This window comes from Bradyrhizobium sp. CCBAU 051011, assembly GCF_009930815.1.
In the GTDB taxonomy this organism is placed as follows: Bacteria; Pseudomonadota; Alphaproteobacteria; order Rhizobiales; family Xanthobacteraceae; genus Bradyrhizobium.
Window position 1 is genome coordinate 2,579,288 of record NZ_CP022222.1, and the last position, 25,961, is coordinate 2,605,248.

The window sequence follows — 25,961 nt, forward strand, 5'->3', positions numbered from 1 at the left end:
CCGGTCACGAGGATAAATGTCGTCCAAGCCATTAGAACCTTCCGCCGGGCGTGCGCTCACCCCGGGCGCCATCGCCTTGATGCTGATGCTGTGCCTGAGCTGGGGGTTCAACCAGATCGCGGTGAAGCTTGCGCTGCCCGATGTCCCGCCGATGCTGCAGGCCTTGATACGTTCCGCCGGTGCGCTGCCGGTGATGCTGTTCGCCGGATGGCTGCGTGGCGTGAAATTCTTCGAGCGCGACGGTTCGCTGGGCCCCGGCCTGCTGGCCGGCACGCTGTTCGGAATCGAGTTCGTGCTGATCTTCACCGGGCTGGTGTTTACCTCAGCATCGCGCGCGGCGGTGTTTCTCTACACCGCACCGTTCTTCGTTGCGCTCGGCTCCTACCAGTTTCTCGGCGAGCGTTTGAGCATGCTGCAATGGAGCGGGCTGGGCCTCAGTTTTGCGGGCGTAGCGCTGGCGATCGGCGTGCCGCAGGCCAACGTCGACGCGAAAGTATTGCTGGGCGATTTGCTGGTGGTCGGCGGCGGCGCGCTATGGGGCGCGACCACGCTGATCGCCAAGGGCACTAAGCTTCGGAACGCCGCGCCGGAAAAAGCGCTCGGCTACCAGGTCGCGGTGTCGATCCCGATCCTGGGCGCCGCGTCGCTCCTGTTCGGCGAAAAGATCACCCACATGCCGAGCGCGCTGTCGATCTCGCTGCTGGCCTATCAGGCGATCTGGGTAGTTGGCTGCACCTTCGTGCTGTGGTTTGCGCTGGTGAAGACCTACTCGGCGAGCAAGCTCTCGTCGTTCACCTTCTTTACGCCATTGTTCGGCGTCGTCGCCGCCTATTTCATCCTGCACGATACGCTGACGATTGCGTTCGGCGTCGCGGCGCTGCTGGTCATCGCGGGGCTTTATCTCGTGAACAAGCCGGATCCGAAGGTGGTGCCGGATCCGAACGTGCCGGCGTAGCCGTTGTCGTATCGAACGCCTCTCGGGATTTTCGCTAGACGTTACGGAGAATTGTTTGAGCCCGTTCAAGAGCTGTATTTGCGATCGATTTGTATGGGTCCTTGATTGCCATGTCGGCAATCGCGCCATTGACAAAGTCGGGGTTCAGCTTGTCTAGAGTAAGGAGTGTCCTTGCTACCTTGTCCCGGTAGGAACGCAAACGCTTCAACAATCGCGTCTGTATGCTTCTCCGCCGCCGCCGCGATATCGAAAATATCGCGCGGTCTTATGCTCGCTCCTCGATGGTAGATTTTCTTGGTGATTATTTCTGGGACATTTTCCAGTTCGACGGATTCACCTTCAATTGTGCGTCGGATTGTCGGCGACGACGTCATTGAGGAACCGACGATGAAGTCGATTTGGCCAATGTCTTTGAAAGCCAGTTTCAAGAATCTTGTGCCGTCTCCTTCGTACTCGGTCGGGGCAACCTCGAGTTTGAAGTCGCGTTTTTGGGGATCGAGGAGTGGCAGGAGCTGAGGATCGGGCAGAAAGATATCTATGTCATGACTCTCGCGGTGATCAATTTGCAGCATCATTGCCGTGCCGCCACCGAACGTCCAATGAGTGATGACGGCCTGCTCGGCATTTGCCTGACGGATAACGGCGCAAGCTATCCGGAATAGCTGCGCCCAGTCAGGCGAATGTTTGGGTGCGCTCACGCGGCGAGCGGATAGGACTCGCCAGAATAAATGGCAAAGGCCTTGGCTGCGGTTGCAAGCTGTTGCTCGGTAATATTGTAAGAGCAGGCAAACTCGATTTGCAGCTCTGGACTGACTTCGCCAAAAAACGAAGACATATGCCCGGGTGCTGCTTTAGCGGCTTCAGGATGAAGGAGACAATAGGCAAGCGCCTGCGCGTCCAGCTGTTTGCTGTACGGCGCATTGACAGTAGTTAACACCAGAGCGGCGCTCGTCATCTTTATCACCTAGAGCTATTAGATTGGTCCGGTGGTACCCCTTGTCAACGGAATTAAGGCGCATTCCGTCAACGAACCTTAAACGATTTACCCCGTCTCGATCGGCAAGGATGCATCCTTGGCCCATTCGCCCATCGAGCCGTCGTAGAGGGTGAGGTTTCCGTAGCCGAGCCGGTGCAGCAGGAACAGGTCGACGGTGGCCGAGATGCCGCCGCCGCAATAGGCGACGACACGCTTGTCCTTGGTGATGCCCTGCGCCTTGAACTTGGCTTCGGCTTCCGCGAGCGGCACGAAGGCCTTGGTCTTGGGATCGAGCAGTGTCGCGGCCGAGACGTTGCAACTGCCGGGCACGCGGCCGGGCCGGCCATAGCGGCTGGGCTCCAGTCCCCTGTGAAACTGCGGGCCGAGGGCGTTGACGACGACGGTGTTGCGTTCGGCGGTGGCGGCCAGCGTCTGATGCTTGTCGATGAAAAATCCGTCCTTCGGTTCGGCGACGAACGTCGCCGGTGGATACCCCTTCGCAGGCCCGGTTTCGAGCGGACGTCCCTCGAACTTCCATTTGTCGAGCCCGCCGTCGAGCACAGATACCGTCTCGAAGCCCAGCGACGTGAGCATCCACCAGAACCGCGTCGCCCACATCGGGGTGCCGATGCTGTACAGCACCACCCGGCTGTCATTGGATACGCCATGACGTCCGAACGCGGCCTCGAGCTGCGCCACCTCCGGCATCATGAAGCGAAGCTCGGTAGCGGCATCGGAGAACTCGCCCTGCAGATCGAGAAAGTCCGCGCCCGGAATGTGGCCGGCTTCGAAGCTGTGCCGCCCGGGCACGGTGAGATAGGGCTGGCTGGAGCCTTCGGGTGCGGGTTCTAGGTAGGTGGTGCAGTCGAACAGGCGCAAAATGGGCTGATCCAGGAGATCAGCGAGTTCCGCCGTAGAGATGAGCCCGTTATGCCCCGACATTGATGGCCTCCCGTTATTTTGGGCCAATGCTAAAGCCCGCATCGGGCCATGAAAAGGCGGCCGGGAAGTGCGCTCGCCCTTTCAATTCGGCGATTCCTGTCCAATATAGCGGTTAACGGAAGCCGCGGTATTTTCGCCCGGCTTCCGGCGCCGTTAACGGAATAAGCTGTTGAATATACAATGCAAAATCCGAAGAGTGACGGGGCGCACAGACCTTTCGCCACCCCCTTGGTGATTGTCACCAAAACCTGATATTCGAGGCCCCATGAACAAGCCCGAAATAATCCCGCAAGACGACGTCGCAGGCCCCAGGGCCCGGCACAAAACCACCCAGGTCATGGTCGGCAATGTTGCCGTCGGCGGGGGTGCGCCGATCGTCGTGCAGTCGATGACCAACACCGACACCGCCGATATCGAAGGTACGATTGCGCAGGTAGCGGCGCTGACCCGCGCCGGCTCCGAAATGGTTCGCATCACCGTTGATCGCGAGGAGGCGGCTGCCGCCGTTCCGCATATCCGTGACGGCCTGCGCAAGCGCGGCATCACCACGCCCCTGATCGGCGACTTCCACTATATCGGCCACAAGCTACTCGCCGAATACCCTGATTGCGCCGAGGCGCTCGACAAATACCGCATCAATCCCGGCAATGTCGGCTTCAAGAACAAGCGCGACACGCAGTTCGCCGACATCATCGAGATTGCCAACAAGAACAACAAGCCGGTCCGCATCGGCGCCAATTGGGGCTCGCTCGACCAGGAACTGCTGACCAAGCTGATGGACGAGAATACGGCCTCGCCGAACCCGCGCGATGCGCGCGCTGTGACCCGCGAGGCCATGGTGCAGTCAGCGCTGTTGTCGGCCGCCCGCGCCCAAGAGCTCGGCATGCCCAAGAACCGCATGATCCTGTCGGCGAAAGTTTCCGCCGTGCAGGACCTGATCGCGGTCTATCAGACGCTCGCCTCGCGTTCCGACTACGCCATCCATCTCGGCCTCACTGAAGCCGGCATGGGATCGAAGGGCATCGTCGCCTCGTCGGCTGCGCTCGGCATCCTGCTTCAGGACGGCATCGGCGATACCATCCGTATCTCGCTGACGCCCGAGCCCGGCGGCGATCGTACCCTTGAGGTGCAGGTCGCGCAGGAACTGTTGCAGACCATGGGCTTCCGCACCTTCGTGCCGCTGGTCGCGGCATGCCCGGGCTGCGGCCGCACCACCTCCACCACGTTCCAGGAGCTGGCGCGCTCGATCCAGGATTTCATCCGCGACGAGATGCCGACCTGGAAGACGCAATATCCCGGCGTCGAGCAGCTCAACGTCGCTGTGATGGGCTGCATCGTCAACGGCCCCGGCGAATCCAAGCACGCCAATATCGGCATCTCCCTGCCCGGCACCGGCGAAGCGCCGGCGGCTCCCGTGTTCGTCGACGGCAAGAAGTTCCGCACCCTGCGTGGGCCGACGATTGCCGCCGACTTCAAGGCGCTGGTGATCGATTATATCGATCAGCGTTATGGCAGTGGTGCCAAGGCGCCGGTGACCGCGGCGGAATAACGCCCGCCAAACAGCTGCATTGTAGGGCGGATTAGCGTTAGCGTAATCCGCCTTATTTTTTGCCCGCAGGAGTGGCGGGTTACGCTTCGCGAACCCACCCTACATTGCTACCATGCCTTCCAATCAAGAACGGTTGGGAGAACGCCCATGAGCTCACTGTCCGGCAAGCAAGGACCTCGTTACAGGCACGCCGCCGACGAGAGCGAACCCTACGAAACCATCGCCGTCGAAAAGCTGACACCGATCATCGGCGCGGAAATTTCCGGCGTCGATATCGGCAAGCTCGTCTCGGACGACGCACGCTCCAACCGGACGATGGACGAGATCCATCGCGCGCTCGCCGAAAATCTTGTGATCTTCTTTCGCGACCAGCACATCAGCCCCGACCAACACCTCGCCTTCGGCCGCAAGTTCGGCGAATTGCATGTGCATCCGGCCGCACCCAACGAGGGCGATCCGGCGCTGATGAAGATCTACGCCGACAAGGATTCGCCGCGCGCCAATGGCGAGGGCTGGCACTCGGACGTGTCCTGCGACGTCGAGCCGCCGATGGGATCGATCCTCTACATCAAGCAATGCCCGCCGCATGGCGGCGATACACTGTTCGCCAATATGTACGCGGCTTACGAGGCGCTGTCGGACCGCATGAAGGCCTATCTCGACGGGCTGACCGCGCTTCATGACGGCGAGCAGACCTATCGCGGGCTCTACGCCAATTACGGCGTCGCCGACCGCCCGGAATATCCGCGCGCCGAGCATCCGGTAGTCCGCACGCATCCGGTCACTGGCAAGAAGGCACTTTACGTCAATCGCGGCTTCACCCGACACATCATCGGCATCCCCCGCGACGAAAGCGACGCGATGCTGGCCTATCTCTACCAGCACGCGGAAAACCCGTTATTCCAGTGCCGCTTCCGCTGGACCGAAAACGCCATCGCCTTCTGGGACAACCGCTGCGCCCAGCACCGCGCGATGTGGGATTACTGGCCGCATACGCGATCAGGCACGCGGGTGACGGTGAAGGGAGAAAGGCCGGTCTAATTTCGCAGGGCGGATTAGCGAAGCGTAATCCGCCCTTCTTCGCTTGATCGGTGGGTTACGCCTTCGGCTAACCCACCCTACGATGCGATCATGCCGCATTCGCGTTGACGCATCGCCCGGCCTGCGTCAATCTCGGTCAAAAGCAATAACAATCCGGAGGACGCCGCATGCTCCGCGCAGAAGACAACAAATTCCTCACCGAAAGCGGTGCAGGCACCGGCATGGGCGAATTACTGCGCCGCTTCTGGATTCCGGTGCTGTTGTCGAAAGAACTGCCCGAGCCCGACGGTACGCCCAAGAAGATCGTCGTCATGGGTGAGGAGCTGCTCGCCTTCCGCGACAGTCGCGGCGTGGTCGGCGTCATCGATCAGTATTGCCCGCATCGCGGTGCTAATCTCTGGCTCGGGCGCAACGAGGAATGCGGCATCCGCTGCGTCTATCACGGCTGGAAATTCGATACCGACGGCCGCTGTGTCGACATGCCGACGTCCTATCCCGACCTCAACGCAAAGGATCTGATCCGCATCAAGTCCTATCCGGTGCGCGAATGGGGCGACATGATCTGGGCCTATATGGGACCGGCGGATCAGATGCCGGAATTGCCTGATCTGGAGATGGCGCTGGTGCCGCCCTCGCACCGTTACGTCACCAAGAAATGGCAGGACTGCAACTGGGTGCAGGCGCTGGAAGGCTCGATCGACACCGCGCATTTCACCTTCGCGCATCTCTCCTTCGAAAAGGAAGAAAACGAGATTCTCGACATCAAGAAGCACTTTGTGAATCCGCTTGTACGGGTGGCGACCGACCACATGCGCTGGATCGCTGAAGACCCGCGCCCCGTGATCAAGATCAATCCGCACGAGGCTGGTCTCACGGTCGCGGGCGGGCGGCTGACCGGATCAGACAATATCTACTGGCGTATCGCCCAGTTCCTGATGCCGGTGCATGCCTATGCGCCAAGCTCGATGCCCGGCGAGAACATCTTCGGTCAGAGCTTTGTGCCGGTGACGGATACAAATTGCTGGATCTACACCTATGCATGGAATCCGGATCGTCCGCTGACGCAGGCCGAACGCGACGGTTACGATCGCGGCAACGGCGTGATGGCCGTGGTCGACGAGAATTATGTCCCGCTGCGCAACAAGTCGAACGACTATCTGATCGATCGCAAGCTGCAGAAGACCAGCAGCTACACCGGCATCAAGGGCGTGTCCGAGCAGGACGCCGCCGTGCAGGACAGCCAGGGCCCGATCGCCGACCGTACCCGCGAACATCTCGGCCCGACCGATCTCGGCATCATGCATTTCCGCAAGCTGGTCATGGATGCCGCCCGCGCGCTGCAGAAGGGCGAGGCGCCGCCGCACCTGAAGCATCAGGACCGCTACGCCGTGCGCTCCGGCGCCTGCGTCACCAGCAAGGCCAAGGATCTCACCGCTGTCATGATCGAGCGGTTCGGCGATGCGGCCGGCTATGTCGGCGGTCCCGGCAGGAACGCGGCGGCGGAGTAGGGAGCGCGAAGGCGTGAGCGGATTACTCGCGCAGATCGTAGCGGTAGGATTTCGAGACGATCTTCCAGCCGTCGTGCAGCTTCATTGCCACCAGATAATCGGTGAAGTAGCGCGGCGGCAACTGGCAGCGCACCTTGATGAAGGCGGTCTGGTCATCGGAGCGGTCGATCGTGACGATGAAATCGTCGCGCGGCTTGCCCTCGGCTTTCGCCGAAGGCTGCTTCTTCATCCAGTCCAGCCAAGCAGACAAGGTAAGAACTCGCAGCCTGCCGCTTTCCAACGAGCGTAGGTCGGCGGACGGGTGAAAGACGGCCGCCAACTTCTCGACATCGCCTTCGTACACGCCGTCGAAATAATGTTGGACCACCGCCTCTAAGGTAGAACGATCATGGCTCACGGATTGTGCTCTTTGCGCATGACGAGGCTGGTTGGAAATCGTTACTCGCGCAGATCGTAGCGGTAGGATTTCGAGACGATCTTCCAGCCGTCGCGCAGCTTCATTGCCACCAGATAGTCGGTGAAGTAGCGCGGCGGCAATTGGCAGCGCACCTTGATGAAGGCGGTCTGCTCATCCGAGCGGTCGATGGTAACGATGAAGTCCTCGCGCGGCTTGCCTTCGGCCTTGGCAGAGGGGCGCTTGCGCACGCGATCGAGCCAGTCCGGCACGGTCAAAACCTGCAGCTCGCCTTTCTCCAGCCAGCGCAGATCGGCAGTCGCGTCGAAGATCGCGCCGAGCTTTTCGGCGTCGCCCTCGTACAGGCCATCGAAATAGTTCTGCACTACGGCTTCGACGGTCGATCGGTCATGGCTCATGGGTCGTTCTCCCCGGCAGGATTGGATATGCTCGATTGAATTAAGCCACGAACCGCCAAATTGCGCTATGGCTGACTTTGACATCCGCGTGAGGAGTGATCGGTGGCCGGATCAGAAAATTCGAATGCTCGCATCCTTGTCGGAGAATGCTTCTGCCGCGCCGTGCGCTATGAGGTCGAGGACGCGTTCGCCTATGCATTGAATTGCCATTGCTCGAATTGCCGGCGCACCACCGGCTCGGCGTTCAAGCCATTCGCCGGAATTGCGCGCGAGAAGTTCAGCGTCGTCAGGGGCGGTGACGCCTTGCTGATTTACGGCGACGACAGGACGCATGACGCGCACTGCCGCGGCTGCGGCTCGCTGCTCTATTCGGTGGTGCGCGACGGCGCCTTCGTCCATGTCGCGATGGGAACGCTTGTCGATGCGCCCTCGATCCGGCCGAGCGCGCATATTTTTGTCGGCTCCAAGGCGCCGTGGCATGAGATCAGCGACGATCTGCCGCGATATCGGGAGCATGTTACGCCTGGCGCGGAGTAAATCGGCGCCTGGTCAGTTCGTCGCGTGAGATCGCTCTACTTGCGCCGTGGTTGTGGCAGTTGGTCCCAGCGAGAACGAAAGCACGACATTGTCGGCGCGTTGCTTGAATTCCTTTCCGACCGCGGCTCGCGCAGCCTCGGCGAGTTCGCGCAGCGGTTTGTCCTCAAGGAGTTTTGGGAAGGTGACGGTTACCGTCGTGAGCCGGCCGTTGTTCCAGTTGAAGCCGACCGTCGGACGGACGCCCGTCGTCTGCGCGAGGTCGGTCTCGACTGCCTTGGCGTGTTTGAAGCCGTCCACCAGGGCATCGACCGCGCCGCAGCCGGCAAGGCCTGTGGCAAGCAGGACGATGGCTATCGTTTTTCGTACCCTCGCGCCAGTCGCCCGGGATTGGGTCAATAGAACTAACGAATTGCGCCCTTCCATGGCTGCTCCGCTCTTGTTCATTGTTATGTGATCTTGGGCACGCGATCCCCTCGGCAAAGCGAACCGGCGGCCGATTTGGCCGACTAATGTTCAGGATGGCCCGACCAGGCTCCGGCGATCGTGAGATAACTCACAAAGGACCGCGGTTGCTTCTGGTAGTCAGGCCAGTGTGCTAGATTTGTCCTAGTTCTGGAAGCGTGACCATGAAATCGCTCATGAAATCGAACCGGTTGGTTCTTGCCTTGGCCGCCCTGCTGCTCTTGGTGAGCGGGCCGGCCCTTGCCGAAAAGCGCGTGGCGCTGGTGCTGGGCAACTCCAACTACCAGAATGTCGCACCGCTCGCCAATCCCGTTAACGACAGCAGCAAGATCGCCGCGACGCTGAAAGACGCGGGCTTCGATGTCGTCGATTCCCGGCGCGACCTGGCCGCTGCCGAGACGCGGCGCGCGCTGCGTGATTTCGCCGACCGGGCGCGCGATGCCGATATCGCCGTGGTCTACTATGCCGGCCACGGCATCGAGGTGGACGGCGCGAACTACCTGATTCCCGTCGATGCGCGGCTGGAACGCGACACCGACGTTTACGATGAAGCCTTCTCGCTCGATCGCATCCTGATCGCGATCGAGCCGGCCAAGAAGCTGCGGCTCGTGATTCTCGACGCCTGCCGCGACAATCCGTTCTCCCGGACCATGAAGCGCACTGTCGCGTCGCGCGCAATCGGGCAGGGCTTAGCCAAGGTCGAGCCGACCAGCCCGAATGTCCTGATCGCCTATTCGGCCAAGGCCGGCTCCACCGCGGCTGACGGCGATGGCCAGAACAGCCCGTTCACCGCGGCGCTGTCGCACCATCTGACCAAGCCCGGGCTCGACGTGCGCCGAGCGTTCGGCTTCGTCCGCGACGAGGTGCTCAAGACCACCAACAACCGGCAGGAACCCTTCGTGTATGGTTCGCTCGGCGGTGAAGACGTGCCGCTGGTGCCGGCGCCGCGCCCGGCGCCCGCAGCGGCGGCCCCTGCGCCAGCCCTGAGCGCGCAGGCCGAAGCCCGCCGCGATTACGAACTGGCGCTGCAGATCGGCAACAAGAGCGCGCTCAACGCCTTCCTTGCGCAATATCCCGACGGTTTCTATTCGAGCCTCGCCAAGCTTCAGCTCGACAAGATCGCGGCCGAAGAGACGCGCGTCGCGGCGACCGAAAAGGCCCGGCTCGCTGAACAGGAGCGGGCACGGCTTGCAGCCGAAGGCGCCCAGAAGTCGCAACAGGCCAAGGCCGAGGCGGAAGCCAAGGCCGCCGAGCAGGCGCGCATCGCGGCTGAAAAGGCCAAGCAGGTGGCGCAGGAGCAGGCGGCCGCGGCCGAACAGAAGCGCGTCGCCGCCGAAAGCGCCGCCGCCGACAAGGATAAGCCGGTGAACGTGGCCGCCCTCACGCCGGCCGCGCAACAGCCTGACGTTACCAAGTCGGTGCAGGCCGAACTGCGCCGCGTCGGTTGCCTCTCCGGCAACGCCGATGGCAATTGGAATAACGCCTCGCAGCGGTCGCTGACGCAGTTCAACCGCTACGCCGGAACCAAGCTCGACACCAAGGTCGCCAGCGTCGATACGCTCGATACGATCAAGCTGAAGTCGTCACGGGTTTGCCCGCTGGTCTGTGAGCACGGTTTCAAGGCCGAGGGTGAGCGCTGCATCAAGATCGTCTGTGCCGAGGGCTCGTACCTCAACGACGACAATGAATGCGAGAAGCGCCGCACCAAGCCGGTGGCAAGACGCGACAGGCCCGAACCGAGGCTCGCTCCTGAAGCAAGGCGAGTTCCGGAAGCAACAAAGAGAGTTGTTATCACGCGGTCTCAGACTGGTGCAGGGATGTCGTCTTCGGGTCGTCCGCTTACCGGCCAGGAACGTGCGACGGGTTGCCACTCGTTCGGAGCCATCATGTCGGGCGTATGCCCATAAAGCCGCGGAGACGCCGGGTCCGGCTGATCCTGTCTTGACGGCAGGGAATCCGGGTCCCGGTTCATGGCGGGACAACAGAGACTCAGATCGCGCTCGCCGCGATATTCACCATCAAGGCCAGCAGCGCCGTGTTAAACACGAACGAGACGATGCCGTGCGCCGTCGCGGTGCGGCGGATGACCTTGTCGGTGATGCCGACATCGGAAACCTGCGCGGTCACGCCGATCACGAACGAAAAGTAGACGAAGTCCCAATAGTCCGCATCCTCGTGCGCGCCGCCGCTCGGGAACTGTAGGCCGCCGGCTTTGCTGCCGCGGTAGAAATCATGCGCGTAGTGCAACGCAAAGGCGGTGTGCACCAGCACCCATGACAATACGATCGTCACTACAGCCAGGATCAGCCCGGCCGGATTGCCTTTCGAGGCGCCGAGCTCGAACACGATCGCGCCAAGGCTCGCGAGGGCGCCGAACGCGGTCAACAACAGGATCAGGAAACGCCCGTCGTCCTGCAACACCGCGCTGCGTCTGATATGGCCGACGTCACAGCGCAGCATCATGAAGTAGGCGAGCACGATATAAAGCGCGGCAAACACATCCCAGCCGACGACAAGCCGCGTCGGCAGCCGCAGCGTGCCGGGCAGCAGGAAGAATGCGATGACGCCGGCCGCAAGCGCGATGAAGGTGCGCGGCCGGCCATAGACCACGCGGATCGGCAGCGGCAGGTTTCGGAACCGAACAAGGTGCTCTTCGAATTCCCTGCTCATCCGCTGCCTTTGACTGCGCCCTATAGCGTTTTCGAGCGAAGTGGATCCCGGTTCGCGTGAAGAAAACGCGTCAAAACAAAAATGCTAGAGCCCGGTTCTGATTCAATCAGAGCCGGGCGCTAGTTTTTGCGCTCCGCGACGAAGCGCGCGGCCGCCCGCAACACGTCGCCCTTGGCGCCGAACACCGACAACGCCGAATCCGCTCGAGCCAGCAGATCGCGCACGCGCTGCTTGGCGCCTTCGATGCCGAGCTGCGTCACGAAGGTGGTCTTGCCGAGCGCCGCATCGGCGCCGGCCGGCTTGCCGAGCGCCGCGGCATCGCCCTCGACGTCGAGCAGGTCGTCGGCGATCTGGAAGGCCTCGCCGAGCGCGCGGCCGTAATCGTCGAGCGCGTGATATTCCTTCTGTGAGGACTGGCCGAGAATCGCACCGGCGATGCAGCCATAGCGCAACAGCGCGCCGGTCTTCATCTGCTGCAGCCGCGCCACGTCGACCGGTTCCCGATCGCCGAAGCGGCCTTCGCCGGCGAGGTCGAGGATTTGGCCGCCGACCATGCCGCCGATGCCGGCCCCGCGCGCCAGCGCCCGCGTCAGGAGAAGGCGCACAGTGGCGTCCTTGTGGATCTCGTCGCGGGTGACGATGTCGAAGGCCAGCGTCAGCAAGCCATCGCCGGCGAGGATTGCGGTGGCGTCGTCGGTCTTCTTATGCAGCGTGGGCCGGCCGCGGCGCAAATCGCTGTTGTCCATCGCCGGCAGATCGTCATGGATCAGGGAATAGCAATGGATGCATTCCAGCGCCGCGCCGACCAAGAGGCCCGCCTCGCGCGGGACGCCGAACACGGCGGAGCTTTCCACCACCAGAAAGGGCCGCAGCCGCTTGCCGCCGCCGAGGGTCGAATAGCGCATCGCTTCCATCAGCCGCTTCGGCCGCGCGATCTCGTCGGGCAGCAGCGTATCGGACAACAGCTTCGCCAGCAGCGCTTCGGTGTCCTCTGCGGTCTGGTCCAGTCGTTTGGTAAAATCGGCAGTGGCGGTGGTCATTAAGAATAGCTCCAGATCAATTTGGCCCGGACAATCGTTGATGCCAGAGGCTTCGTCAATTCCATGACTTCAGTCACAAAAGCGCTGGAAAACTTCCGAAATATCATGGAGATGTCACTTAGGGTGGGGCCTGTTCACCGGTCCTGGACGGCTTGGTCTGAACCGGAAGCATCCGTTTTGCGCATTGTCCGAATTCTAGTGCTGATCCTGCTGGCGGTGCTGTTGCTGCCCTATGTGGTGACGCCGTTCTACCGAACCGGCCATCCGGTTTCGATGCTGATGGCCTGGCGCTGGCTCAAGGGCGCGCCGGTGACACGCCAATGGATCGATCTAAACGCTATGTCGCCCTACCTGCCGCGCTCGGTGGTGGGTTCCGAGGACGCCAGATTCTGCAGCCATCGCGGGGTCGATTGGGGGGCCTTGCAGGACGCGATCGACGATGCCGAGGATGGCGAGCCCGCCCGGGGCGGATCGACCATCACCCAGCAGGTGGCCAAGAACCTGTTCCTGTGGCCGGGCCGCAGCGTGGTCCGCAAGGCGCTGGAACTGCCGCTCGCGATGTGGATCGATCTGGTGCTGCCGAAGCAGCGGATCCTGGAAATTTACCTCAACATCGCCGAGCTTGGCCCGTCCGGGCAGTTCGGCGCCGAGGCCGGGTCGATGTACGCGTTCGGCCGTTCCGCCGCGACGCTGTCGGCGCGAGAGGCTGCCTTGCTGGCGGCGATCCTGCCCAATCCGGTCAGGCGCAGCGCCCGCAATCCCGGACCCGGGGTGCGCCGTCTGGCCGCGACCTATATGGCGCGGGCCAATGCCGCGGCACTACAGCGCTGCTGGAGCGAGAATCGAGGTTTTTGAGCCAATTTTCGGCCGTTTTTACCGCAGGCTGGCCTAGCTTTACGTCGTCCGTTCCTCTATAAGCGCGGCCTTATCGGCATCGCAGCCCGTGCGCGAAGCGCTGGGCCGTCCGGTTTCGGACGATGCCTCCGACAACACCCCTAGAGGACCGTTATGGCCGTTCCCAGAAGAAAAACATCGCCCTCGCGGCGTGGCATGCGCCGCTCGGCGGACGCGCTGAAGAAGCCGACCTATGTCGAGGACAAGGATTCCGGCGAACTGCGCCGTCCGCATCATCTCGACCTGAAGACCGGCATGTACAAGGGCCGGCAGGTGCTGAAGAAGAAGGAATCCTGACCGGATAGGGGATAAGGCGCCGCTTTCGGCGGCGTCTGCCTGAATTTGGCCAACGAGTGGGCCAACGGTTCCCGAGGGGCGAGGCGGTGCTTTGCCCGGGGACATTCCGGTTTTCCTAGCAAGGCGCGATACCCATGGTCGGTTTTCCGCTGCTTCTGATTCCGCTCGCGATCTACAACATCATCGTCTTCCTGATGCCGGAGGTATCGTTCACCGATCCGCTGGTGAAGGTGACGCTGATGTCGGGTGCGGAATGGGCGGTGTCGCTGAGCGACGTGCTGCTCACGCTCAGCATTTTGCTGCTGCTCGCCGAAGTCATTAAAGGCGCGCGCCCTGGCGCGAAATATCTCACCGACCATCTGCTGTCGCTGCTCGTGTTCGGCGCGGCGGCGGCCGAATTCGTGCTGTGGCCGAAATTCGGCACGTCGACCTATTTCCTGATGACAGCGCTCTCGCTGGTGGATTTCCTCTCCGGCCTCGCCTTGCGGACGCGGCGCCGTGCTGTCGCGGTGACACCGGCGCCGGCGCCGAAAGGCGCCGAAAAGGTCGAAGCCCCCGTAGCCGAGCCCAAAATCGAGCCGGCGCCGGCAGCGCCACCTGCTGCAGCAGCAACGGCTACGCCAGCGGCGCCGGCGGCAGCCTCTGTTGCCGAATCGGTGTTGAAGGATCATCCCGAACCGAAACCGGTACCGCCCGCGCCCACCGTCGCGCCTGAGGCGGCCCCGGTCGCGTCCGACGCGGCCCCGCCGAAAACGCCTTCACCGGAAGCCACATCGCACGAGGCGTCATCGCCGGAAGTCCCGTCGCCGGGGCTGCAGCCTGGGTCAGGCCCAACGCCATCTCCGGATAAACCGGACACGCCTCAGCGCTGATCCCGCAGATCTAGATGGTTTGCCGTGTCCGGAACCCGGCGCTGCAACGCCGGCTCTGGCTGGCGCCATAGGCGGTCTGTGCATCCGCCAGCGAGGCCCGGCGCAGGCTGCGGGTTTGCGGCGCCTGGTCAGCGGTCGCGATCAGCTGCGCGAGGAAGGTCGGATCGGGCCGAGGGATGGCCGGTCTTCGCGACCACTGCACCGACTGGGTCACCGGCACGAGCTCGACGCAGGCCGGCTCGTCGAGATTGACGAACTCGCCGTCCAGGATTTCCTCTGGTCGATCGGCATCCAGCATCGCACACCGTAACCGGCTAAAACTGTCACGTTTTGGGACGTAACGCCCCACTGCGATAGGACCTCGCAAGGCCTATGCCGTTCCCTTCCGATTCGTTCCCGGCTGTCCCCGGAAGTCTGCGAAACATGGTTTCCGGATTATTTATGATCTTCGCCTAGCCTCTGGTTCGGAAGAGCCACTATCCTTGCCGTTGGGAATCACCCTGCGGTGTCCCGAATCGAGGCGGCCTGATGCTTCCTGTCCCACAAGCCTCCAGCATCCTTGCCTCGCTAGGCCAGGCGGCATTCCTCTGGGATCTGATAGCGGACACCCTCACCTGGAGCGACAACGCTGGTGCGGTTTTCACCGACATTCCACCGGAAGCGCTGGCTAGCGGCACCGGCTTCGCCCGGCTGATCGAGCCTTCCCGCTCGATCCGCACGGACGTGCTCGCTCAATCGGCGCCGGCGCGGGGCGACGAAGGCATCGCCTACCGGATCGAATATGGCGTGCGGGCCTCGACCTCCGCGCCCGTGATCTGGATCGAGGAGACCGGTTGCTGGTTTGCAGGTGCCGACGGCAAGCCGGTGCGCGCGCAAGGCATCGTCCGTGTCAACAACGAGCGCCACGCCCGCGACGAACAGCTGATGCGGCTGTCGCGGCACGATCCGCTGACCGGTGAACTCAATCGCACCCATCTCGTCGCCGCGCTGGCGGAGTCGATCGAGGAAGCCATGCGGTTCCGATCGACCTGCGCCTTCATGCTGATCGGCATCGATCATCTGGCGCGCGTCAACGATGCCTTCGGTTTCGACGTCGCGGACGCCGTGATTGCCGAAGTCGGAAAACGCATTCGCACCAAGATGCGCGGTGGCGACGTGCTCGGGCGGTTCTCCGGCAACAAGTTCGGGCTGATCTTGAGGAACTGCACCGTCGACGACACCAATATCGCGGCCGAGCGCTTCCTCGCCGGGATCCGCGACGAGGTGATCCCGACCAAATCCGGCCCGGTCTCGGTGACCGCCTCGATCGGTGCGATCACCACGCCGCGCTATGCCCGCAATGCCGATGAGGCAATCAACCGCGCCCAGGAAACGCTCGATTCCGCCAAGCGCCGCCGCGCTGGATCGTTCTCGCTGTGGAAGCCGAACATCGAGCGCGACGCCCAGCGACGCGTCAACATCCGCGTCACCGACGAAATCGTCACCGCACTGAATGAGCGGCGGATCGTCACCGCCTTCGAGCCAGTGGTCGAAGCGCGCTCGCGGCAGCCGGCATTCTACGAATGCCTGGTGCGGATGGAGCAGGAGGACGGGCAGGCGCTGCTGGCGCCCGATATCGTTCCGGTGGCCGAGCGCTTGGGCCTGATCCGGCTGGTCGATCACCGCGTGCTCGAACTCGCGGTCGCCGAGCTTGCGGCCTCGCCGAACGTGCGGCTCAGCCTCAACATCTCGCCCGACACCACCATGGACCCGGATTGGTGGACTTCGATTGAGTCGCTGATGCAGGCGCATCCCGGCGCCGGCGAGCGGCTGATCGTCGAGATCACGGAGACCGTTGCGATCCAGGATATCGACGATATCAGGGATTTCATCACCCGACTGAAAAACTTCGGCAGTCAGATCGCGATCGATGATTTCGGCGCCGGCTACACCTCGTTCCGCAACTTGCGCAAGCTCGGCGTGGATATCGTGAAGATCGACGGCGCCTTCGTGCAGAACATCGCGCGCTCGGCGGACGATCGCGCCTTCGTGCAGACGCTGATCGACTTGGCGCGCCGCCTGCAGATCAAGACGGTGGCGGAATGGGTGCAGGACGAGGAAGCGGCCGTGATGCTGCGCGAATGGGGCTGCGATTACATCCAGGGCCGCCTGATCGGGCTGGCCTCGCCGCAGCGGCCGTGGGCGGCGGCGGGAGATAGCGCGCTGCCGGCGGCGGGATAGATCGAGAGATAGCAAAGGTCGTCATGCCCGGGCTCGTCCCGGGCATCCACGTCTTTAGCAACCGTTGCACCAAAAACGTGGATGGCCGGGACAAGCCCGGCCATGACGAGAACAGCAAGCAGCTTCAGCAAAGAAGTCTCACTCTTCCTTCTTCGGCTCTTTCGACATGCGCTCGAGGCGTTCCTGCATGTCCTTCATCTGGCGGCGAAGGTCGTCGATATTGTCCTCGTCGGGCGCCGGCTCGGGCACCTTGTCCGGTTCGGACGAGTTCGAACCGGCGCGCGGCGGCACGAACGGCTTGAACATCGAGAAGGTCTGCTGAAACAATTCCATGTTGCGGCGGACGTGCTCTTCGAGCGGCGCGAACGGCGTGCCGCTGAAAGTGTTGGTGAGCTGCTTGCGGAATTTTTCCTGCTCGCGCGTCAGGGTGTCGATCGACTGCTCCAGATATTTCGGCACCACCATCTGCATGCTGTCGCCGTAGAAGCGGATCAATTGCCGCAGGAAAGTGGTGGGCAATAAATTTTGTCCGGCCTTGTTTTCCTGTTCGAAGATGATCTGCGCCAGCACCTGGCGTGTGATGTCGTCGCCGGTCTTGGCGTCATAGACGAGAAAATCCTCGCCTTCCTTCACCATCGCCGCGAGATCCTCGAGCGTCACATAGGTGCTGGTGCCGGTATTATAGAGCCGCCGATTAGCGTATTTTTTAATAGTCGTAGGTTGGTCTGACTTTGCCATAAGCTCACACATCGACACCGAGAGCGGGAACCCGGCAGCTTCGCTGACGGGCAGACGAGCAACGCAAGCGCAGCAAAGTAAGCATTTTCAATGCGGCTCGGCTACCGTTTTGTGCGGCACGGTTAATTCCAAGGCATGGACGCTGCTACGAAAACCCTGACCGGGATCATTTTGAATGCGCCGCGACAGGAATTTAGGCCTTGGCCGATTGACATGGGTCAACGGGGTTAACAGGATAAGGTGAGAGACAGGCACGCCATCCGGCCCGCCCGCCGTCCAAGAACCTCAAGCCCAAGAAACCCCATAAGGAGATGTCCATGTCAGACGATGTCGTCATCGTCAGCGCCGCCCGCACTCCGGTCGGCAGCTTCAACGGCGCGTTCGCCACCACCCCGGCCCACGACCTCGGCGCCATCGCCATCAAGGCGGCGCTGGAGCGCGCAGGCGTTGAGCCGGGCCAGGTCTCCGAAGTCATCATGGGCCAGATCCTGACCGCTGCCCAAGGCCAGAACCCGGCCCGCCAAGCCTCGATCAACGCCGGTATTCCGGTGGAGAGCCCGGCCTGGGGCGTCAACCAACTCTGCGGCTCGGGCCTACGCTCGGTCGCGCTCGGCTATCAGGCGCTGCTCAACGGCGATTCCTCCGTTGTCGTCGCCGGTGGCCAGGAATCGATGAGCATGGCCCCGCATGCGCAATATTTGCGCGGCGGCGTCAAGATGGGCGGCCTTGAACTGGTCGACACCATGATCAAGGACGGCCTGTGGGATGCCTTCAACGGCTATCACATGGGCAACACCGCCGAGAACGTCGCCAAGCAGTGGCAGATCACCCGCGCCCAGCAGGATGAGTTCGCTGTCCACTCGCAGCAGAAGGCGGAGGCCGCGCAGAAGGCCGGCAAGTTCAAGGACGAGATCGCCGCCGTCACCATCAAGACCCGCAAGGGCGACGTGGTGGTCGACACCGACGAATATCCTCGCCACGGCGCGACCCTGGAGGCGATGGCCAAGCTGAAGCCGGCCTTCGAGAAGGAAGGCACCGTGACCGCCGGCAGCGCGTCGGGCATCAATGACGGCGCCGCCGCGGTGGTGCTGATGACCGCCAAGGAAGCCGCCAAGCAGGGCAAGAAGCCGCTCGCCCGCATCGTGTCCTGGGGTCAGGCCGGCGTCGATCCGAAGATCATGGGCTCCGGCCCGATCCCTGCCTCGCGCGCCGCCCTGAAGCGGGCCGGCTGGAACGTCGGCGATCTCGACCTGATCGAGGCCAACGAGGCGTTCGCGGCACAGGCCTGCGCGGTCAACAAAGATCTCGGCTGGGATACCGGCAAGGTCAACGTCAACGGCGGCGCGATCGCGATCGGTCATCCGATCGGCGCGTCGGGTGCACGCGTGCTGGTGACGCTCTTGCACGAGATGCAGAAGCGCGACGCCAAGAAGGGCCTCGCCACTTTGTGCATCGGCGGCGGCATGGGTATCGCGATGTGCGTCGCACGCGATTGAACAAAAGGCAGAGTGAACGGTTGAATGATGAAAAGATCATCTCGTAACCGCGGCTCGAATTGATAAAGATGAAATGCCCGGTCTCGCGCCGGGCATTTTCATCTTATGCAAGCATTTCCAAGAATGCTTGAAAGCAGGAGCGCTTCGAATGCAGAAAGGTTGAGTTTCGTCAAAAGACCGGGACAATTCCGGCGTATCAAGAAGATTACCCAAGGAGGACTGCGATATGGCACGTGTTGCATTGGTTACGGGAGGGACGAGGGGCATTGGCGCGGCGATCAGCAAGGCGCTGAAAGCAGCCGGCTACAAGGTTGCGGCGAGCTACGCCGGCAACGATGCCGCTGCCGAGAAATTCAAATCCGAGACCGGCATCCCCGTCTACAAATGGGACGTCAGCTCGTTCGACGCGTGTGCCGAGGGCATCAAGAAGGTCGAGGCCGATGTCGGTCCGATCGACGTGCTCGTCAACAATGCCGGCATCACCAAGGACGGCGCCTTCCACAAGATGACGCTCGATCAGTGGAACGCGGTCATCAACACCAATCTCGGCTCGCTGTTCAACATGACGCGCCCGGTGATCGAGGGCATGCGCGCCCGCAAGTTCGGCCGCATCATCAATATTTCCTCGATCAACGGCCAGAAGGGACAATTCGGCCAGGTCAATTATTCCGCGGCCAAGGCCGGCGATATCGGCTTCACCAAAGCGCTGGCGCTCGAGAACGCCAAGGGCGGCGTCACTGTGAACGCGATCTGCCCCGGCTATATCAACACCGAAATGGTGCAGGCGGTGCCGAAGGACGTGCTGGAGAAGAGCATTCTGCCGCTGATCCCGGTCAACCGTCTCGGCGAGCCCGAAGAGATCGCCCGTGCGGTGGTGTTCCTTGCCGCCGATGAGGCCAGCGGCATCACCGGCTCGACGATGACGATCAATGGTGGACAGTATATGACCTGATGGCGTCTCGTCATCGCATGGCTGTTGCATGTCGCAACGGCTCATAAAAAGTCGTCATGCCCGGGCAAAAGCGCGAAGCGCGTCTTCGCGCTAGATGTCCCGGGCATCCACGTCTTTACAACCGGCGGCAAGAAAGACGTGGATGGCCGGGACAAGCCCGGCCATGACGAGAGAACTCTGCCCATGACTCCACGTACCGCCACCCTGGTCGGACTGACCGCGATCCTGATGTGGTCGCTGCTGTCGGTGCTCACGGTTGCGACCGGAAAGATCCCGGCGTTCCAGCTTGCAGCGATGACGTTTGCGATCGGCGCTCTGGTTGCCTTTGCGAGCTTCCTGTTCCGGCCGTCTGCCTTCGGCGCGCTCAAGCAGCCCGTAGTCGCCTGGGTCGTCGGTGTCGGCGGCCTGTTCGGCTATCACGCGCTCTATTTCCTCGCGCTTCGCTTTGCACCGCCGGCGGAAGCCGGCCTGTTGAACTATCTCTGGCCGCTTCTGATCGTGCTGTTCTCCTCGCTCTTGCCAGGCGAACGGTTGGCTCTGCATCACATCATCGGTGCGCTGCTCGGGCTCGCTGGTACGGTGCTGCTGTTTGCCGGCAATACCAGCGGTTTCACGCCGACCCAGATCCCGGGATTGGCGGCCGCCTTCGTCGCCGCCTTTGTTTGGGCGGCGTATTCGGTGATGTCGCGCAAGCTCAAGGTGGTACCGACCGATGCGGTGGCAGGCTTCTGCCTCGCCACCGCGCTGCTCGCCGCGCTGGTTCACAGCATGGTCGAGATCACGGTATGGCCGGAAACGATCGGGCAATGGCTTGCGATCATCGCGCTCGGCGTCGGCCCGGTGGGCGCGGCGTTCTTCGTCTGGGACATCGGCATGAAGCGCGGCGATATTCGCGTGCTCGGCGCGGCGTCCTATGCGACACCGCTGCTTTCGACGGCGTTTCTGATTCTCGCGGGCTTTGCGCAACCGACGGCCGCGATCGCCATCGCCGCGATCCTGATCGCCGGTGGCGGCCTGATCGCGGCGAAGGACATGGTTTGGAAGAGGTAGGTTGGGCAAAGCGAAGCGTGCACACCATCGTTCTGCGCTCGCGGTTGAGAATGGTGGGTACGCCGCGCTTTGCCCGCCCTACGATTTCACGTCGGCTCCCAGCCCTTCGGTGCCATCTCGAATTTCGCAAACTCAAATCCGGGAGCAACCGTGCAGCCGACCAGCGTCCAGTCGCCGTTGCTCTCGGCCGATTGCCACGCATGCGGCGGCACGATCGCCTGCGGCGCTTCACCGGCTGCGAGATCTGCGCCGAGATTCACGGTGCGTTGGCCCCTGCCGTCTGCGATCCGTAGCGTCAGCGCGGCGCCGGCGTAATAGTGCCAGGTCTCCACGGCATCGACGCGATGCCAGTGCGAGCGTTCGCCGCGCGCCAGCAGGAAATAGATCGCCGTCGATCGTGAACGTCCGTCGCTGTCGACGCTTTCGTCGCGAAACGTTTCGCGATAGTAGCCGCCCTCGGGATGCGGCTTGAGGTCGAGCCGCGCGATGATGTCGGCGGCTTCTTTCGGCAGCGCCATCAGGACTTGTTCTTGCGTTCGCGGAGTTCGCCGAACACTTCGACGGCGCTGGCGCCCTTCATGTGCAGATTCGCCGCCACCGACGGTTCGTCGGCGCGCAGGAACACATTGGCCTTTTTCTCTTCGCCCAGCAGTACCGGGATCGTCGGCTTGTTCTCGGCGCGCAGCCGCGTCACTTCCTCTGCGCGTGCTTTCAGCGCGGGGTTGTCGCCGTCGACCGTGAGCGCGAACTTGACGTTCGATGCCGTGTACTCATGGCCGCAATAGAGTTTGAAATCGTCCGGCAGCGCGCGCAGCTTGAGCAGCGAATCCCACATCATGGGATAGGTGCCCTCGAACACCCGGCCGCAGCCGATGGAGAACAGCGTGTCGGCGGCAAACACCGCCTTCTCGCCGTCGAATACATAGGAGATGTGGTCGAGCGTGTGGCCCGGCGTTTCCAGCACCCGCACCAGCAGGCTTCCGACCTTGATGACGTCGCCATGGCCGGTGCGCAGGTCGACATTGGCGATCTTGGTGGACTTGTCGTGCGGTGCAACGACGCGGCAGTTATATTTCTGCTTCAGTTCGGCGACGCCGCCGACATGGTCGTGATGGTGGTGGGTGATCAGGATATCGGTCAGCGTCCAACCCTCGCGCTCCAGCGCCTTGAGGATCGGACCAGCTTCCGGCGCGTCGATCGATGCGGTGGCCTTGGTCGCGGGATCGTGGATCAAATAGCCGAAATTGTCGCTGAGACAGGTGAAAGTACGAATTTCCGCGGCCATGATCGCTCCGTAGTTAGGACCTTCAGCCCCCACTAATTCCAAGAAATATGGCGTTAACGCTTGCGCGGCAATGCCATTTTCGGTGCGCCGCAATGTAACACGGTGTGGTAGATTGCGCGCATGACCATCGACGTCATCGATCTTCGCGATTTCTATTCGCAGCGCCTCGGCATCGTCGCGCGGCAGTTGATCAACCGCGGTATCCGGGCGCGCTGGCCCAACGCGGCAGGGCAGCGCGTGCTGGGCCTCGGCTATCCTACGCCCTATCTCGGCCTGTTTCGCGAGGATTCCGAGCGCTGCATCGCTTTCATGCCGGCGGCGCAGGGCGTGTTGAAATGGCCGACGGCGCGGCCGGCGCTGGCGACCCTGATCGATGAGTTTTCAATGCCGCTGCCGGACGCCGCGGTGGACCGCATCCTGCTGGTTCATGCGCTGGAAATGTCCGACGATCCGGAGCGCCTGCTGCGCGAGGTGTGGCGGGTGCTGGCGCCGTCCGGCCGCCTGATCGCCGTCATCCCGAACCGGCGCGGCGTGTGGACGCGCACCGACAATACGCCGTTCGGCCACGGGCGGCCCTATTCGCGCGCGCAGATCACGCAATTGCTGCGGCAGACCTGGTTCACGCCGGCGGCGTGGGGTGAAGCGCTGTTTCTGCCGCCGGTCGGCAATGGCTGGTTTCTGCGCTCGGCGATGGCGTGGGAGCGCGTCGGCGCCGCGCTGTCGCTGCCGTTTGCAGGCGTGCATATCGTGGAAGCGACCAAGCAGGTCTATCGCGCGATCCCCGCGGGCCGCGAACGCACGCGGCTGATACCCTCGCTGGAGCCGGTGCTGGTCCCGTCGTCGACGGCGACGCGGGACAAGCTGAAGGGATCGTAGATGGGGTAACGGGCCCCGGTCCACCCTCCAGGCAAGCCGCGCTTGCTACGGCGGTGTTGGGTGGCGCGCTTCGCGCGACCTGCCTGGAAGGCGGGCGGTCGTCCCTCACATTGATGGTGTTACGGAGTCAGAGGGATGAGCCTCGCTCCAAGCATCAAGGAGAGACGACCATGGAGCATTATGCCGGAATCGACGTGTCATTGGAATGCTCGAGCGTGTGCGTTGTCGACGCCAATGGCAAGATCGTGCGCGAGGCCAAGGTGGCGAGCGAGCCGCAAGCCCTAATCGCCTGGTTCGGTTCGCTGGGCTTCGGCCTGGAGCGGATCGGGCTGGAGGCCGGACCATTGTCGCAATGGCTGTTTGCGGCCATGAAGATAGCCGGCCTTGCCGTGGAACTGCTGGAGACGCGGCACGTGCGGAAGGCGTTCGAGGCGATGCCGGTCAAGTCGGATCGCAACGATGCCCGCGGCATCGCGCAACTGATGCGGCTGGGCTGGTTCCGGCCAGTGCATTGCAAATCGATGAGTGCGCAAGAGACCCGATCGCTGCTGACGGCGCGCAAGCTGGTGCAATCGAAGCTTCACGACGTGGAGAACAGTCTGCGCGGGATCCTGCGCGGTTTTGGCCTGAAGGTTGGCAAGACGACCGGGCAGACGTTCGCGGGACGGATCGAGGAGCTCGTGGCGGGCCACCCGCACCTGCAAACGATCGCCAAGGCGCTGCTAGCGGTGCGAACAGTGCTGCGGGCCGAGTTCGCAGCCTTCGAGAAGCAGATCCGCAGGATGGTGCGATCCGACATGCAAGCACGGCTGCTGACGTCAGTCCCGGCGGTCGGCCCAATCGTGGCGCTAACCTATGCCAGCGCGATCGACGATCCAGCCCGGTTCAAATCGTCGAAGCAGGCAGGAGCCCATTTCGGGTTGACCCCGAAGAAGCATCAATCCGGCGAGACCGACTACACCGGCCGGATCAGCAAGATCGGTGATGCTTCGGTGCGCACGGTGCTTTACGAAGCCGCCAACGTCATGCTGACCAAGCCGGTCAAAGGCTGTTCGCAATTGAAGAGCTGGGCCATGCGGATCAAACGGCGCGCCGGCACGAACAAAGCCAAAGTGGCGCTGGCGCGCCGGCTCGCGGTGATCATGCATCGCATGCTCGCCGACGGAACACCCTTTAACGCCGCTGCTGCCGCAGCCTAACAGGAGAGACACAACAGTTTTCGGGCGGGTCACAACACCAGGCCTTCTCGAAGCGAAGTCCCTTCGCCGGGACGATGGATCAGGTCAGGCCGTTGCCCACCAGGTCGCCCTCGTGAGCACGCACAACGTAGATTGGTCGACCTATCCTCTTCCAACCCCATCAGGTGGCGGCCCTGCGCCGACCCCGTACAGAAGCAAGACCCCGGCGGGCGGACAACGCAAAGGGATTGACTAATCGAGGCCCGTTACAGAAGGGTGGGCAAAGGCGCGTTTGCGCCGTGCCCACCAATTCATCTCGGATTTTGCGGAAGGTTTGGTGGGCACGCTTGCGCTTTGCCCACCCTGCGAAGACGAGTGCCTACTCGTTCCCCGGATTGAAATCTTCGCTCGGCGCGGCAGGTGCGGCCATGCTGTCGGGACGCGGGCCATGCGGCCGGCGACGACGGCGCGGGAAACGCTCGCCGCGGCCCTCTTCATACCCGCCAGGCGCGCCATTCACCTGCGGCTGCGGGCCGGTGATGAAGGAGGGCAGGCGATCGACACCGCCGGTATCGGCAACCACCGGCTGCGGCTGAGGCTGTTGCGGCTGATATTGCGGTTGCTGACGATGCTCGCGATCGCGATGATGCTCGCGCGGCTGCTGATCGCGCTGATAGGGCTGGTTGTCGCCGCGCTGCTCACGCTGATTATTGTCGCGGATATAGGGCTGCGGCTGCTGCGGCACGAAGCCCGGCTCCTGGCCGAAATGCGAGAAGCTCTCACCCTCGTCGTCGCCGTCTTCGGTCGGCTGTACTTCGGTGTCGACGCGCGGTTGCGGCTGGTTCTGCCGGAACTGCTCCTGGGCGGCGGCGATCAGGCGGAAGTAGTGCTCGGCGTGCTGGTAGTAGTTCTCGGCCGCGACCGGGTCGCCGGAAGAGCGCGCGTCGCGCGCCAGCTGAACGTATTTTTCGGCGACGTGCGAGGCGGTACCGCGGATCTTGATATCGGGTCCGTTCGATTCGAACACCCGGGTCATCGGGTTTTGACCACGCCGGTTATTATTGTTGTTATTGTTGTTATTCCGGTTACGCATCCGCTTGTTGTTCTGACCGTTTCTCATGTCTCGCCTTTAATTCCAGCCCTGAAAGTTATGCAGTTGCCGTCCTAGCCTGATCCGATCCGGCGCGCGCTCATGCGCACCGAATCACGATGCCGTTCAGTTTCATGTCGTCGATTTCGCCAACCATCGCGTTCAGCAAAGACGCGTTCCCCAACCGGCGGCGTACCTTCGCCCGCCGGACCAAATCATTCAGCCTGCCAAAACCAGCCTAATCGTCTTGCGTGACGGCTTCGCGAGAGTGGCTGTTGCGTAAGTCTTCAAGCGCAATATCAGGCTTTCGTTCGCTTTACGGTCGAGAGCAGCACAGCTCCAGCTATTGCGCTCGATTCGACCTGTGTTTGGAACCTTTCACCCGGAGGGCTCTCGTTTCGAGAACTCTGGCCTCACCCGCATGATCTACGGGGCCAGCGACCCTGGACCGATGTTGTGGCCGGAACGTAGTCGCTCCCGGGGAATATTCCAAGGGGTTTTTTTGCGTTCCAGAGGGACT

General features: G+C 62.6%; 28 protein-coding genes. 15 read left to right on the top strand and 13 right to left on the bottom strand.

Going from position 1 to position 25,961, the window contains the following annotated elements; genetic code table 11:
• Positions 1 to 16: 16 nt before the first annotated feature.
• On the top strand, positions 17 to 955 hold the full coding sequence (locus tag ACH79_RS12205; protein WP_202639224.1) for a DMT family transporter: 939 nt from the start codon (positions 17 to 19) through the stop codon (positions 953 to 955).
• A 65-nt stretch (positions 956 to 1,020) separates the two neighbouring features.
• On the opposite strand, the gene ACH79_RS12210 is transcribed toward ACH79_RS12205, so the two are convergent.
• The 3 genes from ACH79_RS12210 to ACH79_RS12220 all read right to left on the bottom strand — a co-directional run bounded on the left by ACH79_RS12210 (position 1,021) and on the right by ACH79_RS12220 (position 2,873).
• Positions 1,021 to 1,653: a nucleotidyl transferase AbiEii/AbiGii toxin family protein gene (locus ACH79_RS12210; protein WP_161851242.1), complete on the bottom strand. Its 633-nt coding sequence runs from the start codon at positions 1,651 to 1,653 to the stop codon at positions 1,021 to 1,023.
• The gene (locus tag ACH79_RS12215; RefSeq protein ID WP_161851243.1) at positions 1,650 to 1,910 is read right to left on the bottom strand and encodes a hypothetical protein; all 261 of its coding nucleotides are present in this window, start codon (positions 1,908 to 1,910) and stop codon (positions 1,650 to 1,652) included. The genes ACH79_RS12210 and ACH79_RS12215 overlap by 4 nt, the downstream gene beginning before the upstream one ends.
• An 87-nt stretch (positions 1,911 to 1,997) precedes the next feature.
• On the bottom strand, positions 1,998 to 2,873 hold the full coding sequence (locus ACH79_RS12220) for a sulfurtransferase (protein ID WP_161851244.1): 876 nt from the start codon (positions 2,871 to 2,873) through the stop codon (positions 1,998 to 2,000).
• A gap of 265 nt (positions 2,874 to 3,138) precedes the next feature.
• Here ACH79_RS12220 and ispG point away from each other — a divergent pair, with 265 nt between their 5' ends.
• The 3 genes from ispG to ACH79_RS12235 all read left to right on the top strand — a co-directional run bounded on the left by ispG (position 3,139) and on the right by ACH79_RS12235 (position 6,971).
• Positions 3,139 to 4,422 carry a flavodoxin-dependent (E)-4-hydroxy-3-methylbut-2-enyl-diphosphate synthase gene (gene ispG, locus ACH79_RS12225; RefSeq protein WP_161851245.1) on the top strand — a complete coding sequence of 428 codons (1,284 nt, stop codon included), beginning with the start codon at positions 3,139 to 3,141 and terminating at the stop codon, positions 4,420 to 4,422.
• Between the two features lie 147 nt (positions 4,423 to 4,569).
• Complete coding sequence (locus ACH79_RS12230; protein WP_161851246.1) at positions 4,570 to 5,463, top strand: TauD/TfdA family dioxygenase; 894 nt, start codon at positions 4,570 to 4,572, stop codon at positions 5,461 to 5,463.
• 167 nt (positions 5,464 to 5,630) lie between these two features.
• On the top strand, positions 5,631 to 6,971 hold the full coding sequence (locus ACH79_RS12235; RefSeq protein ID WP_161851247.1) for a Rieske 2Fe-2S domain-containing protein: 1,341 nt from the start codon (positions 5,631 to 5,633) through the stop codon (positions 6,969 to 6,971).
• 22 nt (positions 6,972 to 6,993) lie between these two features.
• On the opposite strand, the gene ACH79_RS12240 is transcribed toward ACH79_RS12235, so the two are convergent.
• A complete protein-coding gene (locus ACH79_RS12240) occupies positions 6,994 to 7,368 on the bottom strand; it encodes a nuclear transport factor 2 family protein (RefSeq protein WP_161851248.1) in 375 nt (124 codons plus the stop codon).
• A gap of 41 nt (positions 7,369 to 7,409) precedes the next feature.
• A complete protein-coding gene (locus ACH79_RS12245; protein ID WP_161851249.1) occupies positions 7,410 to 7,784 on the bottom strand; it encodes a nuclear transport factor 2 family protein in 375 nt (124 codons plus the stop codon).
• Between the two features lie 102 nt (positions 7,785 to 7,886).
• Between ACH79_RS12245 and ACH79_RS12250 the strand changes: the two genes are divergently transcribed.
• A complete protein-coding gene (locus tag ACH79_RS12250; protein WP_161851250.1) occupies positions 7,887 to 8,321 on the top strand; it encodes a GFA family protein in 435 nt (144 codons plus the stop codon).
• A gap of 12 nt (positions 8,322 to 8,333) precedes the next feature.
• Here ACH79_RS12250 and ACH79_RS12255 read toward each other — a convergent pair whose 3' ends face one another.
• Positions 8,334 to 8,744: a hypothetical protein gene (locus tag ACH79_RS12255; RefSeq protein WP_161856330.1), complete on the bottom strand. Its 411-nt coding sequence runs from the start codon at positions 8,742 to 8,744 to the stop codon at positions 8,334 to 8,336.
• A 203-nt stretch (positions 8,745 to 8,947) separates the two neighbouring features.
• Between ACH79_RS12255 and ACH79_RS12260 the strand changes: the two genes are divergently transcribed.
• The gene (locus ACH79_RS12260; RefSeq protein ID WP_161851251.1) at positions 8,948 to 10,690 is read left to right on the top strand and encodes a caspase family protein; all 1,743 of its coding nucleotides are present in this window, start codon (positions 8,948 to 8,950) and stop codon (positions 10,688 to 10,690) included.
• Positions 10,691 to 10,772: 82 nt separating this feature from the next.
• On the opposite strand, the gene ACH79_RS12265 is transcribed toward ACH79_RS12260, so the two are convergent.
• Together ACH79_RS12265 and ACH79_RS12270 are read right to left on the bottom strand one after the other, a co-directional pair.
• Positions 10,773 to 11,453 carry a DUF1345 domain-containing protein gene (locus tag ACH79_RS12265; RefSeq protein ID WP_161851252.1) on the bottom strand — a complete coding sequence of 227 codons (681 nt, stop codon included), beginning with the start codon at positions 11,451 to 11,453 and terminating at the stop codon, positions 10,773 to 10,775.
• 119 nt (positions 11,454 to 11,572) lie between these two features.
• Positions 11,573 to 12,493: a polyprenyl synthetase family protein gene (locus ACH79_RS12270; protein ID WP_161851253.1), complete on the bottom strand. Its 921-nt coding sequence runs from the start codon at positions 12,491 to 12,493 to the stop codon at positions 11,573 to 11,575.
• 177 nt (positions 12,494 to 12,670) lie between these two features.
• Here ACH79_RS12270 and mtgA point away from each other — a divergent pair, with 177 nt between their 5' ends.
• The 3 genes from mtgA to ACH79_RS12285 all read left to right on the top strand — a co-directional run bounded on the left by mtgA (position 12,671) and on the right by ACH79_RS12285 (position 14,556).
• Positions 12,671 to 13,348, top strand: coding sequence for a monofunctional biosynthetic peptidoglycan transglycosylase (mtgA, locus tag ACH79_RS12275; protein WP_161851254.1), 678 nt, complete (start codon positions 12,671 to 12,673; stop codon positions 13,346 to 13,348).
• A 153-nt stretch (positions 13,349 to 13,501) separates the two neighbouring features.
• Positions 13,502 to 13,684 (top strand): 50S ribosomal protein L32, encoded by a 183-nt coding sequence (gene rpmF / locus ACH79_RS12280; RefSeq protein ID WP_024509484.1) that lies wholly within the window; start codon positions 13,502 to 13,504, stop codon positions 13,682 to 13,684.
• A 134-nt stretch (positions 13,685 to 13,818) separates the two neighbouring features.
• Positions 13,819 to 14,556, top strand: coding sequence for a hypothetical protein (locus ACH79_RS12285; RefSeq protein ID WP_161851255.1), 738 nt, complete (start codon positions 13,819 to 13,821; stop codon positions 14,554 to 14,556).
• Positions 14,557 to 14,566: 10 nt separating this feature from the next.
• Here ACH79_RS12285 and ACH79_RS12290 read toward each other — a convergent pair whose 3' ends face one another.
• Entirely contained in the window at positions 14,567 to 14,854 is a 288-nt protein-coding gene (locus tag ACH79_RS12290) for a hypothetical protein (RefSeq protein WP_246738506.1), read from the bottom strand.
• Between the two features lie 230 nt (positions 14,855 to 15,084).
• Here ACH79_RS12290 and ACH79_RS12295 point away from each other — a divergent pair, with 230 nt between their 5' ends.
• Entirely contained in the window at positions 15,085 to 16,776 is a 1,692-nt protein-coding gene (locus tag ACH79_RS12295; RefSeq protein ID WP_161851256.1) for a bifunctional diguanylate cyclase/phosphodiesterase, read from the top strand.
• A 138-nt stretch (positions 16,777 to 16,914) separates the two neighbouring features.
• Here the strand turns inward: ACH79_RS12295 and phaR are convergent, their stop codons facing one another.
• On the bottom strand, positions 16,915 to 17,514 hold the full coding sequence (phaR, locus tag ACH79_RS12300) for a polyhydroxyalkanoate synthesis repressor PhaR (RefSeq protein WP_161851257.1): 600 nt from the start codon (positions 17,512 to 17,514) through the stop codon (positions 16,915 to 16,917).
• Positions 17,515 to 17,831: 317 nt separating this feature from the next.
• Between phaR and ACH79_RS12305 the strand changes: the two genes are divergently transcribed.
• The 3 genes from ACH79_RS12305 to ACH79_RS12315 all read left to right on the top strand — a co-directional run bounded on the left by ACH79_RS12305 (position 17,832) and on the right by ACH79_RS12315 (position 21,012).
• Positions 17,832 to 19,010 carry an acetyl-CoA C-acetyltransferase gene (locus ACH79_RS12305; protein WP_161851258.1) on the top strand — a complete coding sequence of 393 codons (1,179 nt, stop codon included), beginning with the start codon at positions 17,832 to 17,834 and terminating at the stop codon, positions 19,008 to 19,010.
• A gap of 226 nt (positions 19,011 to 19,236) precedes the next feature.
• Positions 19,237 to 19,962, top strand: a complete 726-nt coding sequence (phbB, locus tag ACH79_RS12310; protein WP_161851259.1) for an acetoacetyl-CoA reductase — start codon at positions 19,237 to 19,239, stop codon at positions 19,960 to 19,962.
• Positions 19,963 to 20,145: 183 nt separating this feature from the next.
• Entirely contained in the window at positions 20,146 to 21,012 is an 867-nt protein-coding gene (locus ACH79_RS12315; protein ID WP_161851260.1) for a DMT family transporter, read from the top strand.
• 86 nt (positions 21,013 to 21,098) lie between these two features.
• Here the strand turns inward: ACH79_RS12315 and ACH79_RS12320 are convergent, their stop codons facing one another.
• Together ACH79_RS12320 and gloB are read right to left on the bottom strand one after the other, a co-directional pair.
• Entirely contained in the window at positions 21,099 to 21,530 is a 432-nt protein-coding gene (locus tag ACH79_RS12320; protein ID WP_371419388.1) for a cupin domain-containing protein, read from the bottom strand.
• Complete coding sequence (gene gloB, locus ACH79_RS12325) at positions 21,530 to 22,297, bottom strand: hydroxyacylglutathione hydrolase (RefSeq protein WP_161851261.1); 768 nt, start codon at positions 22,295 to 22,297, stop codon at positions 21,530 to 21,532. The genes ACH79_RS12320 and gloB overlap by 1 nt, the downstream gene beginning before the upstream one ends.
• A gap of 120 nt (positions 22,298 to 22,417) precedes the next feature.
• Here gloB and ACH79_RS12330 point away from each other — a divergent pair, with 120 nt between their 5' ends.
• Complete coding sequence (locus ACH79_RS12330; protein ID WP_202639225.1) at positions 22,418 to 23,173, top strand: methyltransferase domain-containing protein; 756 nt, start codon at positions 22,418 to 22,420, stop codon at positions 23,171 to 23,173.
• A 170-nt stretch (positions 23,174 to 23,343) separates the two neighbouring features.
• Positions 23,344 to 24,372 (top strand): IS110 family transposase, encoded by a 1,029-nt coding sequence (locus ACH79_RS12335; protein WP_161849768.1) that lies wholly within the window; start codon positions 23,344 to 23,346, stop codon positions 24,370 to 24,372.
• 358 nt (positions 24,373 to 24,730) lie between these two features.
• On the opposite strand, the gene ACH79_RS12340 is transcribed toward ACH79_RS12335, so the two are convergent.
• Positions 24,731 to 25,471, bottom strand: coding sequence for a DUF4167 domain-containing protein (locus ACH79_RS12340; RefSeq protein ID WP_161851262.1), 741 nt, complete (start codon positions 25,469 to 25,471; stop codon positions 24,731 to 24,733).
• Positions 25,472 to 25,961: the final 490 nt, after the last annotated feature.